This window comes from Pseudomonas sp. CDFA 610 (assembly GCF_021147865.1).
GTDB classification, from domain to species: Bacteria; Pseudomonadota; Gammaproteobacteria; order Pseudomonadales; family Pseudomonadaceae; genus Aquipseudomonas; species Aquipseudomonas alliivorans.
The window spans coordinates 170,287-187,025 of the sequence record NZ_JAGTPM010000008.1 but is presented as its reverse complement, the minus strand read 5'-3'; the positions used below and the strand labels follow the sequence as shown (position 1 = coordinate 187,025).

Here is a 16,739-nt window from a genome sequence, read left to right as displayed (position 1 = left end):
CCCTGCGCATAAGCGTTGCCTCCTGTTATAGCAATCAGAATTTCAAGATGATCGCGTGCGCGGGAATCGACTCCCCAGACGTCAGAAGCATGTTCCGTTTTCGTGCAACTCTTGCCGTTGCGCTCGACAATGGCGCGCCCAAGCGCAAAACCATCAGCGGCATGTTGATCTCAACGCCTCTAAAACCGTGTTCCTGATCCCCCGGCACGAATCCTGCTCTGGCACATTCAATCTTGTATACATGAATGAACACGCCCATGACTGCTCTCGATATCGTTGCCATTCAGACGTCACTAAGCACTGGCCAGACCTCACTGGCGACCTTCCTTCAGGATCTGTACACGCAGATCGACGCAGACGCCCGTCCGGAAGTCTGGATTCACCGCGAGCCGCTTTCTCGTTTGCTCGAAAGAGCACAGACGCTCGGTGCTCTGGCGCAAGAACTGGGCGATGCGCTGTACGCAAGGCTGCCGCTGTTCGGCATTCCTTTCGCGGTGAAGGACAATTTCGATGTTGCGGGTTTGCCCACCACGGCGGCCTGTCCCGAGTTTGCTTATCAGGCTCAGGCCACCGCACATGTGGTGCAGCGGCTGCTGGACAGCGGCGCGGTGTTGATCGGCAAGACCAATCTGGATCAATTCGCCACCGGGCTGGTGGGGGTTCGGTCACCTTATGGCGCGGTACGCAATGCCTGTGATCCGGCATACGTCAGCGGGGGGTCGAGCTCGGGTTCTGCCGTGGCCGTGGCACGGGGTCATGTGTGCTTTGCTTTGGGCACGGACACGGCCGGGTCGGGCCGAGTGCCTGCGGGCTTCAACGGGGTCGTCGGACTCAAACCGAGCCTCGGGCTGTTCAGCAGTCGCGGTGTCGTTCCAGCCTGCAGGACGCTGGATTGTCCGTCGATCTTTGCCAACGACGTAGCGCAAGCCTGGCAGGTCGCGCAGGTGATGGCTGATTTCGATGCGCTGGATTCGGCCAGTGTCGCAGTGCAGGCGTTGCCGGTACTGCGTCGGGCGCGGCGGGTCGCGGTGCCGCAGCACTGTGAGTTCTTCGGCGATGCCCAGGCAGCAACTGCATTTGACAAGGCGTTGAAAGCACTCGAGAGCGATCCGCAGGTCACGCTGACCCGCGTCGCATTCGATGTCTTCGCCGAGGCCGCCGCGCTGCTCTATCAGGGTCCATGGGTCGCCGAACGACGCGCGGCGGTCGGTGAATTTTTCGAGACGCATGCGACGGACATTCATCCCGTGGTGCGCAGCATTCTGCAAAGTGCCGATCAGTTCGACGCGGTGGACAGTTTCAAGGCGCGTTATCGCCTGGCCGAGCTGACTCGCGCGGCTGAAGCGCTGCTGGCCGAGGTTGATGTGCTGGTCGTGCCGACCGCACCCTGCATGCCGACCATCGAGGCCGTGCTGGCCGATCCGGTCGAGCTCAACTCGCAATTGGGTTATTACACCAACTTCGTCAACCTGATGAACATGAGTGCGCTGGCCATTCCGACGCATCGTCGTGACGACGGCCTTCCTGCAGGAATTACGCTGATCGGCCCGGCAGGCGCTGACCAGCGTCTTGCCGAGATCGCGGCAGGCTGGCAGGCCCACTTCGGTGCGAGCGATCAGCGCGACAGCGTGGCGCTGGCTCCCCTGCCCTTCAACGTCCCAACCGTTCAGGTTGCCGTGGTCGGCGCTCATCTTCAGGGCCAACCGCTCAACGGGCAATTGCTTGAAGGCGGCGCTCGTCTGCGCAGTCTCACCACGACCAGTGCGGACTATCGACTCTACGCGCTGGCGAACACCACACCTGCCAAACCCGGACTGGTTCGTGTGCCTGAGCAAGGCGCGAACATCGAAGTCGAGGTCTGGGAAATGCCGCTCAGCCAGTTCGGAGCCTTCGTCGCCGCCATCCCCGCACCACTGGGCATCGGCTCGTTGCAGTTGGCCAACGGCCAATGGGTCAAGGGCTTCATCTGCGAACCCGGCGGACTTGCGGACGCGCAGGACATCACCGAATTCAAAGGCTGGCGCGCCTACCGCGCTGCGAACACCACGTCTTCCAAGACTCATTGATCAGGGGTAGCACCAATGTCGAATGTCGATCGTCGCAGTTTCATCAAACTGGCGGGCATTATCGGTCTCAGCGCGGCGCTGCCGTTCAGTCGGGTCTACGCAGCCGACGCTCCGCTGGTGGTGGGTTTCATTTACGTGGGCGCCCGCGATGACTTTGGTTATAACCAGGCCCACGCGCAGGCGGCCGCCATCATCAAGACGCTGCCCAACGTCAAAGTGATCGAAGAAGAAAACGTTCCGGAAACCGTGGCCGTGCAGAAGACCATGGAAGCGATGATCCGCCAGGACGGCGCAACGCTGATCTTTCCGACCTCTTTCGGTTACTTCGACCCGCACGTGGTCAAGGTGGCGAAGAAATACCCGGACGTGCGTTTCGCCCACTGTGGCGGATTGTGGAAAGCCGGTAGCGACCCGATGAACGCAGGCAGTTTCTTCGGCTACATCGACGAAGCCCAATACCTGAACGGCGTGGTGGCCGGGCACATGAGCAAGTCGAAAAAGCTAGGTTTCGTCGCTGCCAAGCCGGTGCCGCAGGTGCTGCGTAACCTGAACGCGTTTGCCATGGGCGCACGCTCGGTGGACCCGAGCATCGTTACCACCGTGATTTTCACCGGTGACTGGTCGTTGCCGATCAAAGAAGCGGAAGCCGCCAACAGCCTGATCGATCAGGGTTGCGATGTGCTCACCTGCCATGTCGACGGTCCCAAGGTCATTGTCGAAACGGCCGAAAAACGCGGTGCCATGACCTGCGGTTACCACGCCAGCCAGGCAGCGCTCGCCCCCAAAGGCTATCTGACCGGCGCCGAATGGAACTGGGAAACGCCCTACAAAGCTCATGTCGCCGCTATCCAGAATGGCGCGCCAATGATCAATTTCCTGCGCGGCGGTTTGCGGGACGGTTTCGTCAAGACCTCGGCCTACGGGCCAGCCGTGAGTGCCGAAGCCAGACAGAACGCCGACGCGATCAAGGCACAGATGATGGCGGGCAGCTTCGTGATTTTCAAAGGCCCCCTCAAGGACAATAAAGGCAAAGTGGTGATCGCAGACGGCGTGGCTCAGGCACAGAACGATATCGTGCTGGAAAGCATGAATTATCTGGTGGAAGGCGTTGTTGGCCAGATCTGAGGAACGTCCGATGTTGGTCTCGCGAACTCTGCGGCGTCTTGCCGTAGCGCTGCTGCCGGGCCTGCCGACGCTGTTGGCGGTGCTGTCGTCGTGCGTGCTGTTTCTGCTGTTCCTCGCGGTTCAGGGCAAGCCGGCGTGGCAGGCCCTGCATCTGGTCGGGGAAGGCGCGTTCGGCTCCTGGTTTGCACTGGAGAACACCTTGCAGCGCGCCGCACCACTGATGCTGACCGCGCTTTGCGTAGCGCTGCCGGCCCGAGCCGGACTGATCATTATTGGCGGCGAAGGTGCCTTGGTGCTCGGCGGGCTGGCAGCGGCGGTCACACCGCTATGGCTGCCGCCGGTGGCACCCTGGCTGATGCTCGGCTGCATGGGTATCGTCGCGATGCTGACCGGTGCACTGTGGATCGGCCTGAGTGGCTGGATGCGCCAGCACCGGGGCGTCAATGAGACCATCAGCAGCCTGTTGCTGTCGTACATCGCGCTGGCGCTGTTCAGGCAAATGGTCGAAGGACCGTTGCGCGATCCGGCAAGCCTGAACAAGCCGTCCACGCCGCCGCTGGATGACGCCTATCTGGTCGGCACCATCAGCGACAGTTTCGAAGTGCACTGGGGACTTGTGGCCGGTGTGACTGCCTGTCTGCTCGCCTACGTGTTGGTGCGCCACAGCATCAAGGGTTTTGCCCTCGGGGTCGTCGGCGGCAACGTGCGTACGGCATTGATGATCGGCTTGCCGGTGGATCGACTGATTCTGCTGAGCTGCCTGCTTGGCGGTGCGGCAGCCGGTCTGGCAGGCATGTTTGAAGTCACGGCGGTACAAGGCAGCGCCAACGTTGCGATGATCGCGGGGTATGGCACCAGCGGCATTCTGGTCGCGTTCGCCGCCCGCCATCATCCCCTGGCGATCATTTTCTGCGCGATTCTGCTGGGCGGTCTGGAGGCCAGCGGTGGCCTGTTGCAGCGTCGTCTCGGACTGCCGGATGCCACCACGCTGATTCTCGAAGGGTTGCTGTTCACCAATCTGTTGCTCTGGGAAGCCCTGAGCGGGCGTCTGGCGGCCTGGAAGATGAGGCTCGCGCCGCCGCAGGTCACCCTCGAAAAAGGAGCACTGCAACGTGGCTGATATCGACCTGAGCACTTTTTTATTAGCCCTGCTGGCTGGATCGATCCGCGTCGGTACGCCGTTCCTTTTTGTCAGCCTGGGCGAATGCCTGACGGAAAAAAGTGGCCGCATCAATCTGGGGCTGGAAGGCATTCTGGTGGCCGGGGCCATGTCGGGCTATGCCGCTGCGTGTCTGACGGGCTCGGCCTGGCTGGGCGTGGGGGCAGCCGCCGGAGTCGGCCTGCTGCTGGGGCTGTTGCACGGCATCGCCTGCTCATTGCCACGGGTCAACGACATTGCGTTCGGCATTGCGCTGATCCTGCTCGGCACCGGTCTGGCGTTCTTTCTCGGCAAGGCGTTCATTCAGCCGCAGGCGCCCATGCTGCCATCACTGGCGCTGGGTACGTGGAGCGATGAAGAACGTCTGCGCTCGGCATTGAACATCAACGTGCTGTTTTTCATCGGTGTGGCGCTGGCCTTTGCGTTGCACTGGGGGCTGCGCAGCACGCGCTGGGGCCTGACGCTGAGACTGGTGGGTGATCACGCTGAAACCGCTCAGGCGCTGGGCTATCGGCCGATCCGGGTACGCATTGTCGCCACGGCCATCGGCGGCGCACTGGCGGGCATCGGCGGTGCGTACCTGTCCTTGTATTACCCCGGCAGCTGGAACGAAGGTCTGTCCAGCGGTCAGGGCCTGATGGCCGTGGCGCTGGTGATTTTCGCCCGCTGGCGGCCGCTCGCGTGTCTGTGGGCATCGCTGCTGTTCGGCGCAGCCGGTGCGATTGGCCCGGCGTTGCAGGCGGTGGGCATCAGCAGTGGCTACTACCTGTTCGCGGCCGCGCCCTACGCGCTGACCCTCGGCGTGATGTACGCGACCTGCCGACGTGGCCGCACCCTGAACGGCGCGCCCGGCGAATTGAGCATGACCCGATGAACGCATTTCCAGAGGAGGCATGACATGGCCAGTGGTCTTGGTGGCTTGAACAAATCGCCCAACGGCGTGGTGATCGGTCTGGCGCAACTGGCGCTTCCCGACCCGCACACCCGCGAAGCATTGTGGGCGCAAACCGAAAAAGTGGTGTCGATGGTCGCCAAGGCAAGGCGCAGCAACCCCGGCATGGACCTGATCGTGTTTCCCGAGTATTCGCTGCACGGTCTGTCCATGAGCACGGCACCGGACATCATGTGCAGCCTGGACGGTCCCGAAGTCGCGGCGCTGCGTCAGGCTTGCCGCGATCACCGCATCTGGGGCTGTTTCTCGATCATGGAAGCCAACCCCCACGGCAACCCATTCAACAGCGGTCTGATCGTCGATGACATGGGCGAGATTCAGCTGTACTACCGCAAGCTGCACCCGTGGGTGCCGGTCGAGCCCTGGGAGCCCGGCGATCTGGGCATACCGGTGTGCGACGGTCCACGCGGCAGCAAGCTGGCGCTGATCATCTGCCACGACGGCATGTTTCCCGAGATGGCCCGCGAGTGCGCCTACAAAGGCGCGGACATCATGCTGCGCACCGCAGGCTACACAGCGCCGATTCGCCATTCGTGGAAGATCACCAACCAGAGCAACGCCTTCACCAACCTGATGCAGACCGCCAGCGTCTGCATGTGCGGCTCCGACGGCACCTTCGATTCGATGGGCGAAGCGATGTTCGTCGATTTCGACGGCACGATCATGGCCGAGGGCGGCGGACGCGCCGATGAAATCGTCTGCTGCGAACTGCGCCCCGATCTGGTCCGTGAAGCGCGGATCAACTGGGGCGTGGAGAACAATATCTATCAGTTCGGCCACCGCGGTTATGTCGCCGTCAAAGGCGGCGCACAGGACTGCCCTTACACCTACATGCACGATCTGGCGGCCGGGCAGTATCGCCTGCCGTGGGAGGCCGATGTGGTACACACCGATGGCCAAACCTGCGGCTTCGATACGCCCCGTCGTACGTTCAAACCCACCCCGACGACGTGGAAGGAATCATCACGATGAGCGAACGCTACCTCGCTTCCGAGCCTTATCCGTGGCCGTGGAACGGCCAGCTCAACGCACGCAACACGGCGCTGATCGTGATCGATATGCAGACCGACTTCTGCGGCGTCGGCGGGTATGTCGACAGCATGGGCTACGACCTGGCACTGACCCGGGCGCCCATCGAGCCGATCAAGGGACTGCTTGCGCTGATGCGTCCGCTGGGCTTCACCATCATTCATACCCGCGAAGGCCATCGCCCGGACCTCAGCGACCTGCCCGCCAACAAGCGCTGGCGTTCGCAGCGTATCGGTGCAGGCATCGGCGATCCCGGCCCGTGCGGCAAGATTCTGATAAGGGGCGAACCCGGCTGGGAACTGATCGATGAACTCGCCCCGCTGCCCGGCGAGATCGTGATCGACAAGCCGGGCAAGGGTTCTTTCTACGCCACCGATCTTGAGCTGGTGCTGCGAACCCGGGGCATCGAAAACCTGATCCTCACGGGCATCACGACGGACGTGTGCGTGCACACCACCCTGCGTGACGCCAATGATCGCGGCTTCGAATGCATCCTGCTCGAGGACTGCTGCGGCGCGACCGACCCGGCCAACCACGCTGCGGCCCTGAGCATGATCAAGATGCAGGGCGGCGTGTTCGGTGCCGTCGGGCATTCATCGATGCTTCGCGATGTACTGGGAGCGTGAACATGCGCGCCCTGAGCCTGGAAACCATCGGTGTCAGCAAAAGCTTCGGCGCGTTTCGTGCGCTGGATGACGTGTCACTCAAAGTGCGGGCCGGAACCGTCCATGCGCTGCTGGGCGAAAACGGCGCCGGCAAAAGCACGCTGGTCAAAGGCATCATCGGCTACGGCCCGTTGCAGTCGGGCAGCATTCTGATCAACAACCGCGAGCACGAGATCCGCACCCCACGCGACTCGCACCAGTTGCAGATCGGTATGGTGTATCAGCATTTCACCGTCGCGCCGGGCCTGAGCGTGGCAGAAAATCTGGTGCTGTCCCGTGGCAACCTTCCGTGGCGCATCGACTGGAGCGCCGAGCACGAGCGCCTGCAAGCCTTCATGGAAGGCATGCCGTTTCGCCTCGACATTCAACGACCGGTCAGCAGTCTGGCTGCCGGTGAAAAGCAGAAGCTGGAGATTCTCAAGCAGCTGTATCTGGAACGTCGGTTGGTGATTCTCGACGAACCGACCTCGGTGCTCACGCCTCAGGAGGCCGACGAGGTATTGGGCCTCATGCAGCAGATGGCGCACCGTGGCGAACTGACGGTGCTGATGATCACCCATAAGTTTCGCGAGGTGAGCACCTACGCCGACGATGTCACGGTATTGCGCAAGGGTCGCTGGGTGGCGAGCAGCGCAGTCGCCGATACCACGACTCAACAAATGGCCACGTGGATGATGGGCCACGCGCAAACCAACAGTGTCAGCAGTGATCGACCGCCGGTGCCTGAACATGCGCCACAATTGCAGGTCGAGCAGCTTGATGTACCGGGCGACAAAGGCACGCTGGCAGTCAGGAATCTGAGCCTCTCGGTGCGGCCCGGAGAAATCCTTGGCATTGCCGGTATCTCCGGCAACGGACAGCGCGAACTGACCGAAGCGCTGTTGGGCCAGCGGCCGTTCAGCGCCGGCCGCGTGCTGATCGATGGTCAGCCTTACCACGCCAGCCGCGAACAGATGCAGCGCCTGCGCGTGTTCAGCCTGCCGGAAGAGCCGCTGCGCAATGCCTGCATAGGCGGGCTCAGCGTTGCCGACAATCTGGCCTTGCGCAATTTCGACCGCCCGCCGCTGTGCCGTCAGGGCTGGCGCATCGACCGGCGCGCGGTCGCCGCTCAGGCTCGCGGTCTGATCGAACGGTTTCAGGTCACGCCGAACGACCCGGACCGGCCGATCGGCACCCTGTCCGGCGGCAACGTGCAACGGGCCGTGCTGGCCCGCGAACTGACCTCGGACATTGCGGTGCTGATCGTTGCCAACCCGGTGTTCGGTCTGGATTTCTCGTCCGTAGCGCTGATCCATCAACGCCTGATCGATGCTCGCAACAGCGGTGCTGCCGTGCTGCTGTTGAGCGAAGACCTCGACGAGCTATTGACCCTGGCAGACCGTATCGCTGTGATACACGACGGCGAGTTGGTCTTCGAAACGCTCTCGAACACTGCCGACCGTACCCTACTGGGCAAGCACATGGCGGGCGCTGAACATCCGCAGAAGGCGTCCGCATGATCGACGTCAGCGCCCATCCGACCCGCTTTGCCTTCGAACCCGCCAGCACCGCGCTGGTGATCATCGACATGCAGCGCGACTTTCTCGAACCCGGCGGTTTCGGCGCAGCGCTGGGTAACGACGTGCTGCCGCTGCAGGCCATCGTTCCGACGGTTCAACAGTTATTGGCGCTGGCACGCGCCCACGACATGACCGTAATCCACACCCGAGAATCCCATGCCGAAGACCTCGCCGACTGCCCGCCCTCCAAACTCGAACATGGCTTGCCGGGCCTGCGCATTGGCGATGCAGGGTCGATGGGGCGGATTCTGGTGCGTGGCCAGCCGGGCAATCAGATCATCGACGCGCTGGCTCCGATTGCCGGCGAATGGGTCATCGACAAACCCGGCAAGGGAATGTTTTTCGGCACGGGACTGCATGGAAAACTGAGCACTGCGGGCATCACTCACCTGATCTTCGCCGGTGTGACCACGGAGGTTTGCGTGCAAAGCAGCATGCGCGAAGCCAATGATCGCGGTTACCGCTGCCTGTTGATCGAAGACGCCACCGAGAGTTACTTTCCCGCCTTCAAGCAAGCGACGCTCGACATGATCACCGCTCAGGGCGGCATTGTCGGTCGAGTGACGTCGTTGTCGGCCCTGGAGCAGGCAATACAGACAAGGAGTACAGCCTGATGGAAATCAACCTGCCTCATGTGGTGACCGCCGTCACCGATGCGTTCATCGATTACGAACGCGCGTTGCTGGCCAATGAGCTGACAACCCTGGACGACTACTTCTGGAATTCCGAACACACTGTGCGTTACGGCGTGGCGGAAAACCTGCACGGCGCCGAAGCCATCGCACTGTATCGACGTCACTGCCAGCCCGTCGGTCCCGGACGGCAATTGGTGCGCACGGTCGTCAGCACCTTCGGCGAAGACTTCGCGACGGTCAGCACCGAATTTCACGATGGCGTCACTCAACGGCTGGGACGCCAGATGCAAACCTGGGCCCGCTTCGAGGGCGCGTGGAAAGTTGTGGCCGCGCATGTCAGCATCGACCTGAGCACGCTGGAATGACCGCCGTGAACGCGCCCCACTCCACCAACGCACTCGCCGAAGACGTCTACCGTCGGCTGAAACAGGAAATCTTCGATTTCTATTTGCTTCCCTACGACCGCTTTACTGAAAACCAGTTGGCCGACCGTTATCAGGTGTCTCGCACGCCGGTCCGCGACGCACTCTACCGCTTGCAGCGCGAAGGCTATCTGGAAGTCGAGTTCCGCCGGGGCTGGTCGGTCAAACCGCTGGACTTCACCCAGATCGACCAGCTCTACGATTTGCGCATCGTGCTGGAATGCGCGGCCGTGGAACGCATCTGTGCCTCTGCCGAGGTTCATCCGGAACTCAACATCCTGCGTGGACACTGGCTGGTGGACAAAAGCCAATGGCACACAGACATGCAAGTGGTCGCCGACCTCGACGAGCAGTTTCACACCCAACTGGTGGCCGCGTCAGGCAATCAGGAAATGGCCCGCGTGCACCACGAAGTCACCGAACGCATCCGCATCGTCAGACGCCTGGATTTCTTCAAGAGCGCCCGCATCGAACACACCTACCTCGAACACGCCGCCATCCTCAACGCTCTTCAAGCCCGCAAACGTGATGAAGCACTGTTGCTGCTGCGCTCCCATGTGGAGATCAGCAAGCTGGAAGTTCGCAAGCTGACGATCTCGATGCTGAGCGACGCGCGGCGTCAGCATGAGGCGTGAGATGAGCTTGCAGGGTATGAACGCGTTTATCACAGCATCAAAACAGGATTAACCCAAAGCGATGACACGCGACCGCTCATGCATCCATCGAACAGATGCGTGAACCTGGGGCGGCGTCATCGTTATCGGCTGTATAACCCACGGATGCGTGAGTGGTAAACGGTGTAGAACGTGCTGACCCACAACGAAACCCAAGCGTTGCGTTCGCTCACACCAGCGTCACCTCACCGCAATGCTCACCCACCTTCATCGCAGGATACTTTCGCGTTGTGACCACAGGCATCCTCTGCTGTAGAGGAGTCAATACCGTTGTCTGTCCCAGAAAAAGGGTGTAGGCCACGTTGTCGGTCTCATCCCGGTACGGATAGCCGACTGTATCCAGCACATCGAGCAGTCGCGGCTTGTCCTCAACAGGTACATGCATGCCCACAATCACATGTGCCTCTGCTGCACCATGGTTTCGATAATGAAACATCGAAATGCTCCACTGGGTTCCTATCTTCTCCAGAAAGCGGACCAGTGCCCCGGGACGCTCGGGGAACTCAAAACGAAAAAGAACTTCGTTGAACGGATGGGTGGCACGACCTCCCATCATATGGCGCACATGTGATTTCGCCAGTTCATTATGAGTCAGATCGGTCACCCTCAGTCCGCACGCTTTGAGCGACTGGATAAGCTCTGAACGAGGTGCGTGTTCGGGACGTGTCTGTACCCCCAGAAACACCTGAGCTTCAGGACCGTTTTGACACCGGTAGCCAAACTCTGTGATCTGTCGATCCCGCAGGGTCTCGCACAAGGACCAGAGACTTCCCGCCCTCTCAGGTAGCGTGACCGCGAAAACAGCTTCTCTCTCTTTGCCTATATCCGCACGTTCGGCAACGTGACGCAAACGATCAAAGTTAATGTTGGCCCCCGAATTTATGGCAATGAGGGTCTTGCCTGAGAGGCGTCTCTTGCTGATGTACTTTTTCATGCCAGCAAGCCCTAATGCACCAGCAGGCTCCGGGATGGACCGTGTGTCTTCGAAAATATCTTTGATTGCTGCGCAAATCTCATCCGAGCTGACAGTGATAACGTCATCGACGGATGTTCTACAGACATCAAACGTATGGGCACCAATCTGACTGACTGCCACGCCATCAGCAAACAGTCCGACCTGAGGCAGTATGACGCGTTGGCCTGCCTGCAACGCCTGCTGCAGGCAGTTGGAGTCTTCAGGCTCTACGCCAATGACCAGAATTTCCGGGCGCATATACTTGATATAGGCCGCGATGCCGGCGATCAGGCCACCCCCTCCTACAGGTACAAAAATAGCGTCGATCGAATCGGGGTGCTGGCGCAGAATTTCCATCGCTACAGTGCCCTGCCCGACAATCACATCAGGATCGTCGTAAGGGTGAACGAAGGTGAAACCGTGTTCTTCACACAACGAGAGGGCGTGGGCCAATGCTTCAGGAAACGAATCCCCCTGCAGGACAACGTTCGCGCCTCTGGAACGGACACCCTCAATCTTGATTTCAGGTGTGGTGACGGGCATCACAATGGTTGCGGAGCAGCCCAGAATCTTCGCAGCCAAGGCCAGACCTTGTGCATGGTTGCCCGCCGAAGCAGTGATCACACCCAGCCCACGCTGCGCATCGGTCAGTTGTGTGAGTTTGTGATAAGCACCGCGCAGTTTGAATGAATAGACCGGCTGAAGGTCTTCGCGCTTCAGCAGAACCCGGTTGTTCAAGCGACTCGATAACTGAGGAGCCTCTTGCAATGGGGTTTTGACGGCCACCTCATAAATTCTGGACCCATGGATTTTTTTTACATAACTTTCCAGCATAGAAGCCTCTCCATGTTCAAGGGCGTGCTTAATTTGGGACCTTGCCCACGGCGCTCTTCCTTTCCACGAAGGGAATGGAAATTCCGTAGTTATAAGCCAGGCCTGAGGCCAGGATGAGCACGGCGCCCAACGCTTGCCACACGCTGATGACATGATCGAACGCGAAGTAATCCACAATGAGCGCGACCAGCGGATACAGGAAACCGAAGATGGCCAGACTTGCAGTCGCGGCCTTCTTGAAGGCCGTGTAAAGCAGCAAGTACATAAAAGTCGTATGAAACAGACCCAGCGTCACAATGGCCCCCCAATGAACCGCCGTGGAGGGAAGCGCAGAAAAATCAGCGAGGAAGAGGAAAACAAGCGACCCGATGACCATGTGTGAACTGGCAATCACTTCGGGGCGCAGGACGTTGGAAATCTGCCGCGTCATCAACGTCGTGATCGCATACAGTATCGCCGCCGCAAGCGCGCTGAGGCAGCCCAGAAGAAAGCGATCATCCATTGCTGCCTGGTCTGGCTTGACGACGATGACGAGCCCGAGGAAGGCAAGTATCAGCCAGGCGAGGTTGGATCGTTTGAGAGACTCTTTCATGAACAGCAGGCTGCTGAACAACAGGAAAAACGGCTGAAGATGGTAGATGATTGTTGTGATGCCAATGGACGTCAGGCGATAGGCCGTAAAAAGGAAGACCCAGTTAAAGATCAAGGTCAACGCGCCTACCACCAGAAACAGTACCTGCCGGGACGTAAGCTTTATGCCGCTGTAATAACCTTTGAACAGGCAATACAGCAATAACCCGGCACCGCCAATCACGCACCGAAAAAATACTACATTGAACGGGCTCTGTTCAGAGGACACCACAAAAAAACCGATGGTCCCTGAAATGATCATGGCCAGGATCATGGCCATGCGCCCTTGTTTTTCGTCTGGCACAGTATTCACAACAATCACCTTTTTAGAGTAACGAACCCGCTATTTCTGCTGAAGATCAGCTTCGAGATTGATGAGCATAACGTCTCGATAGGCCATTCCTCCGGAGGAGCCCAAGGGGGTCACGGCGTGTTTTTTCATGGTATCCACAATCAGCGTATCCAAAGGTTCGGTCAGGCGTAATACGTGAGTGGGTTTGTTATCCATACCGGAAATGACGTTATCTGCACCCAGCGCATTGGACGTCAGATTAATCAAATGAATGAACACCAACGGCTCGTCATCCACATGCAGCCAGACAGGAGAACTGTAAGACGCACCGCCCTCAAGCGCTTTATAACGGATAAAGTGGACACTGAGATTCAATTCATCTCGATTGAAACGATCGCAATACGTTCTCATCAACTCGGCGTCATGGCCCAGCATTTTCTGAAACGTGGAATTTTCCACCAGCACCGGCGAGATGGATGGGAAGACGCGAACTTTACCGCCATCGGAATCATTCGCCCCATAGGACTGGAAGTAATTTTGCGTCTCCGACACTCTGAGCGCCGACGTGTAGGGGTTGTAAATCACTTTGACCATGCCTCGATCCCGAACCTGTGAGGCATACGGATCATCCGCTATCTGTGACTCATAAAACTCATGAAATGACTGCAGCTCATCGAGCGTAATATTTTCCCTGTAATGGCTGCCGGGGACAAATCTGAAGCCGGTGACGATATCCAGTGGATTGTCCTGAACAACGTGCATCTCTTTCATCATGGCCTGCATGGTCATCTCCATAACTCCTTTATTGGAAGGGCGTGTCACGTTTATCGGTGACTCGCTAGTTAAGCCGATACTTCAACGCGTTCAGATCCACCTGTTGATCTGACTGACTGATACCGGCAAGCGTGTAGTTGATGGCGTTAAAGAAACCCCAGATATCCGTATAGGAATACACCCCCTCGGCAGCCTCCTTGCCCACCTCGACTTCCCGCGCCTGGATGGAGTTCGGCCAGTCTCGCTTACCCCCATGCCGATGGTGCCAGTCGTGAACCACCAACGAGCCTTGTACAAAAAGAACGCGTACGGGCAGGTGCCAGAACAGGTGTCTGGCCAGCCAGAAAAGCCATTGCAGAGACCTGACAATCGGATTGCGGCCATCAGGCGTACGCTCACCACAAAAGCGTCCCAGACTATTGTTTTGATGAGCCTCTTTGACGCTTTGCCGCGCCGACCTGATGACCCAGACGTGTTCGGTAACCAGGTGCAGGATGGAACAGATCTGATAAACCAGTATCAGGGGCAGCGCGACAGCCAACAGGAACGTCTGTGCACCGACTGCAAAGGCCAGCACCGCGAGAACCATCATCCATACGACGCTCATGACAACCCGATAAAATGGAGCGCCGATAAAGTTGCTTTTCAAACGCCCCATCAGAAACTTCAAGTGCATGAGCGGATTGAAACACTGGAACAACAATGTTCTTTTCAATTCGCTCTCGGACTTGCCTGGCGTCAAGCCCATTCGGTAAATCGCTGCCAGATCCTGATCGTCAGCAGTGGAGAACTCGCTGCCATGATGTTCGAAAACATGAAACTTTCGATACACGTCGTATGGCTGCACCCACGTCATGGTCGATAATATTTCCGCCAGTACCTTGTTCTTGCGGGCACTGGCAAAAACAGTGTGGTGAACCGCATGGTGAATAATGGTTGCCACGATATAACGGGCGCCTCCGGCGGTCAGGATGATGGAAGGAATCAACCCGATCAGGCTCATATCAGCCATGCACAGACTGATGGAGAGCGCAGCCCCTCCGAAGAACCAGAGGCATGCCCATATCACACATTCTGTTGGCGTCGATGACCATAGTGGTTTACGACCCTCCAGCTCTTTACCCGTCAACCATGTCCACACACCTTGAAAAGGCAACGCCGCGTAGCTGTTTCTGATAGCGCCAGACTCTTCCATTAAGTCTTTCTTCTTCATCACGGATTCCATGCAATAAAATGTTCGTTCAACAACATCAAGACAACACCTTTCCCCTCACGCGTAATGATGAGAAGGGATTACGTGTGTGCAGCACTGCAGATCGCCATCAAGCGGGCGAGTCAACGCGATCACAACTCATTAGTGAATCGTCTGAACACGGAGCTTGAACAGCGAATGATGCAGCAGACCGATCACGCAATACCTGATGAAAGATGGCTACCGGACAGACAGGCGTCATCCATGGCTTTTTCACCAGACGGCTTTAAGGCCGAACGTTAATCAGTTGCTCACAAGCAAGTGTTTAAACGATGGCTATAAGAGAGCAGAAAGAGGTTTATGATCATCGTACAACGATGACTTCGAGGCGAGGGACAGTGAGCGAGGATTGCGAAGTGTGTTGCGGAATACAGAGAGCGCTTCGTGCACGTTAAAACTCCAAAAAAAGACAATCAGATCATCAGATTAACCTCAGACTTTCGAAGCATTTTTTGAACGCTTGATGGTGAGTGCCTATCATCACTTTTGGTGGTGATATGTCTATTACCATAATGCATGAAACTCTCACTGTAAAGCGTTGCAATACTTTTTTGGACGCACTCATATCCGGAGCGTTTCCTCCCTGCCACTTCGATTCGTACAGCGCATAATGTCTTGCCCAACTTCTTCTCCGCTCCGGTCAACAACCTGACCGGACAAGACCACACTCCAGGAAAACCCGTTGACCGAGAAACTGTATCAACAGTGCATCAAAAAGCCATTATTCTCGCCGCCCGGTTTGCGATCAGGCTATGATCGGAACGACCTGTCCCGGACCGCCTGAACATGCCCGTTGACCTCCAAGCACTCTACCCAAAGCTCATCCATCTGATGCTGGATACAGTCTTTGTGGTCGACAGCGACAATCAGATCGTATTCGTCAGCGATGCGTGCGAGGCGCTGTTGGGCTATCGCGCCGCCGAGTTGGTCGGGACACAGATTACCGGCTATATGCATCCTGAAGACCTGGCGGCCACGAAAGCGTCCATCGACCGGGTCATGAACGGGCAACCGCACTTCGACTTCCGTAACCGTTACCTTCGCAAGGATGGAAGCATCGTCTACATCCTGTGGGCGGCGTTCTGGTCTGAAGAAGTCGGCGCACGGATCGGCGTTGCCCGGGATGTGACGGCGCTGGCCAGGGCCGAGAAAGAGTTACGCTTTCTGGCCCATCATGATCCTTTGACGGCACTGACCAACCGGGCGCTTTTCAATGAACGGTTTGACGAAGCCTTGCGAGTTGCACGTCATAACCAAAGTTCGTTGGCCTTGTTGTTTCTGGACGTCAATGATTTCAAAGGCATCAACGATGTCCACGGGCATGCTGCGGGCGATCAGGTGTTGTGCACGGTGGCTCGGCGACTGGAACGCTGCATCGGCGAGGCAGGCACAGTGGCCCGTGTTGGCGGTGACGAGTTCACGGTGTTGCTGACGGCTATCCACTCCCGGGAAGCGGTTTCCATAAAAGTCAGACAGATTCTTGAAGTCATGGCTGAACCGCTGGATGAAGTGTCTGGCGCAATAGCCATGCCGTCCTGCAGCATCGGCGTCGCGTGTTATCCGGCAGATGGCGAGGACGCCGATACGCTGCTCAGCCATGCAGACGGCGATATGTATCGGATCAAAAGGCAGCGGCCTTTCAGCAATAAAGTGTAGCGGGCTGAACAAGACGCTTTTTGTGGGAGATGCCCTGTGTCTTTGACACAGGGCTGTCTT

Annotated in this window: 15 protein-coding genes and 1 pseudogene; 11 read left to right on the top strand and 5 right to left on the bottom strand. The window is 58.5% G+C overall.

The window, feature by feature from the left end:
* Positions 1-34: 34 nt before the first annotated feature.
* Complete coding sequence (locus tag KDX39_RS16600) at positions 35-259, bottom strand: hypothetical protein (protein WP_231661101.1); 225 nt, start codon at positions 257-259, stop codon at positions 35-37.
* Here KDX39_RS16600 and atzF point away from each other — a divergent pair.
* Genes atzF through KDX39_RS16550 form a run of 10 tightly spaced genes read left to right on the top strand, consistent with a single transcriptional unit; the run spans position 258 to position 10,247 of the window.
* Positions 258-2,066: an allophanate hydrolase gene (atzF, locus tag KDX39_RS16595; protein WP_231661100.1), complete on the top strand. Its 1,809-nt coding sequence runs from the start codon at positions 258-260 to the stop codon at positions 2,064-2,066. The genes KDX39_RS16600 and atzF overlap by 2 nt on opposite strands.
* Before the next feature lie 15 nt (positions 2,067-2,081).
* Positions 2,082-3,191, top strand: coding sequence for a BMP family ABC transporter substrate-binding protein (locus tag KDX39_RS16590; RefSeq protein WP_231661099.1), 1,110 nt, complete (start codon positions 2,082-2,084; stop codon positions 3,189-3,191).
* A gap of 10 nt (positions 3,192-3,201) precedes the next feature.
* Positions 3,202-4,311 carry an ABC transporter permease gene (locus KDX39_RS16585; protein WP_099226724.1) on the top strand — a complete coding sequence of 370 codons (1,110 nt, stop codon included), beginning with the start codon at positions 3,202-3,204 and terminating at the stop codon, positions 4,309-4,311.
* The gene (locus KDX39_RS16580; protein ID WP_099226723.1) at positions 4,304-5,224 is read left to right on the top strand and encodes an ABC transporter permease; all 921 of its coding nucleotides are present in this window, start codon (positions 4,304-4,306) and stop codon (positions 5,222-5,224) included. The genes KDX39_RS16585 and KDX39_RS16580 overlap by 8 nt, the downstream gene beginning before the upstream one ends.
* A gap of 24 nt (positions 5,225-5,248) precedes the next feature.
* The gene (locus KDX39_RS16575) at positions 5,249-6,274 is read left to right on the top strand and encodes a formamidase (protein ID WP_231661098.1); all 1,026 of its coding nucleotides are present in this window, start codon (positions 5,249-5,251) and stop codon (positions 6,272-6,274) included.
* Positions 6,271-6,957: a biuret amidohydrolase gene (biuH, locus tag KDX39_RS16570; RefSeq protein WP_099226721.1), complete on the top strand. Its 687-nt coding sequence runs from the start codon at positions 6,271-6,273 to the stop codon at positions 6,955-6,957. Before KDX39_RS16575 ends, biuH begins: the two co-directional genes overlap by 4 nt.
* A gap of 2 nt (positions 6,958-6,959) precedes the next feature.
* Positions 6,960-8,495 (top strand): ABC transporter ATP-binding protein, encoded by a 1,536-nt coding sequence (locus tag KDX39_RS16565; RefSeq protein WP_231661097.1) that lies wholly within the window; start codon positions 6,960-6,962, stop codon positions 8,493-8,495.
* A complete protein-coding gene (locus KDX39_RS16560; RefSeq protein WP_231661096.1) occupies positions 8,492-9,169 on the top strand; it encodes a cysteine hydrolase family protein in 678 nt (225 codons plus the stop codon). The genes KDX39_RS16565 and KDX39_RS16560 overlap by 4 nt, the downstream gene beginning before the upstream one ends.
* Complete coding sequence (gene hpxZ, locus KDX39_RS16555; RefSeq protein WP_231661095.1) at positions 9,169-9,555, top strand: oxalurate catabolism protein HpxZ; 387 nt, start codon at positions 9,169-9,171, stop codon at positions 9,553-9,555. The genes KDX39_RS16560 and hpxZ overlap by 1 nt, the downstream gene beginning before the upstream one ends.
* Before the next feature lie 5 nt (positions 9,556-9,560).
* The gene (locus KDX39_RS16550) at positions 9,561-10,247 is read left to right on the top strand and encodes a GntR family transcriptional regulator (RefSeq protein WP_099226830.1); all 687 of its coding nucleotides are present in this window, start codon (positions 9,561-9,563) and stop codon (positions 10,245-10,247) included.
* Positions 10,248-10,563: 316 nt separating this feature from the next.
* Here KDX39_RS16550 and ilvA read toward each other — a convergent pair.
* The 4 genes and pseudogenes from ilvA to KDX39_RS16530 all read right to left on the bottom strand — a co-directional run.
* A pseudogene (gene ilvA, locus KDX39_RS16545) lies at positions 10,564-12,108 on the bottom strand (threonine ammonia-lyase, biosynthetic); the annotation flags it as partial.
* Positions 12,104-13,018: a DMT family transporter gene (locus tag KDX39_RS16540; RefSeq protein WP_231661094.1), complete on the bottom strand. Its 915-nt coding sequence runs from the start codon at positions 13,016-13,018 to the stop codon at positions 12,104-12,106. The pseudogene ilvA and the gene KDX39_RS16540, both read right to left, overlap by 5 nt.
* Positions 13,019-13,048: 30 nt before the next feature.
* Entirely contained in the window at positions 13,049-13,786 is a 738-nt protein-coding gene (locus tag KDX39_RS16535) for a 2OG-Fe dioxygenase family protein (protein ID WP_231661093.1), read from the bottom strand.
* A gap of 49 nt (positions 13,787-13,835) precedes the next feature.
* Positions 13,836-14,984, bottom strand: coding sequence for a fatty acid desaturase (locus tag KDX39_RS16530; protein ID WP_231661092.1), 1,149 nt, complete (start codon positions 14,982-14,984; stop codon positions 13,836-13,838).
* Between the two features lie 825 nt (positions 14,985-15,809).
* Between KDX39_RS16530 and KDX39_RS16525 the strand changes: the two genes are divergently transcribed.
* A complete protein-coding gene (locus KDX39_RS16525; protein ID WP_231661091.1) occupies positions 15,810-16,679 on the top strand; it encodes a sensor domain-containing diguanylate cyclase in 870 nt (289 codons plus the stop codon).
* The last annotated feature ends 60 nt before the right edge of the window (positions 16,680-16,739 follow it).

Coding starts and splice junctions, on each gene's coding strand:
- KDX39_RS16525 (WP_231661091.1), top strand. CDS start 15,810: ATGCCCGTTGACCTCCAAGCACTCTACCCAAAGCTCATCCATCTGATG.
- hpxZ (WP_231661095.1), top strand. CDS start 9,169: ATGGAAATCAACCTGCCTCATGTGGTGACCGCCGTCACCGATGCGTTC.
- KDX39_RS16585 (WP_099226724.1), top strand. CDS start 3,202: ATGTTGGTCTCGCGAACTCTGCGGCGTCTTGCCGTAGCGCTGCTGCCG.
- atzF (WP_231661100.1), top strand. CDS start 258: ATGACTGCTCTCGATATCGTTGCCATTCAGACGTCACTAAGCACTGGC.
- KDX39_RS16560 (WP_231661096.1), top strand. CDS start 8,492: ATGATCGACGTCAGCGCCCATCCGACCCGCTTTGCCTTCGAACCCGCC.
- KDX39_RS16575 (WP_231661098.1), top strand. CDS start 5,249: ATGGCCAGTGGTCTTGGTGGCTTGAACAAATCGCCCAACGGCGTGGTG.
- biuH (WP_099226721.1), top strand. CDS start 6,271: ATGAGCGAACGCTACCTCGCTTCCGAGCCTTATCCGTGGCCGTGGAAC.
- KDX39_RS16590 (WP_231661099.1), top strand. CDS start 2,082: ATGTCGAATGTCGATCGTCGCAGTTTCATCAAACTGGCGGGCATTATC.
- KDX39_RS16600 (WP_231661101.1), bottom strand. CDS start 259: ATGGGCGTGTTCATTCATGTATACAAGATTGAATGTGCCAGAGCAGGA.
- KDX39_RS16565 (WP_231661097.1), top strand. CDS start 6,960: ATGCGCGCCCTGAGCCTGGAAACCATCGGTGTCAGCAAAAGCTTCGGC.
- KDX39_RS16530 (WP_231661092.1), bottom strand. CDS start 14,984: ATGAAGAAGAAAGACTTAATGGAAGAGTCTGGCGCTATCAGAAACAGC.
- KDX39_RS16535 (WP_231661093.1), bottom strand. CDS start 13,786: ATGACCATGCAGGCCATGATGAAAGAGATGCACGTTGTTCAGGACAAT.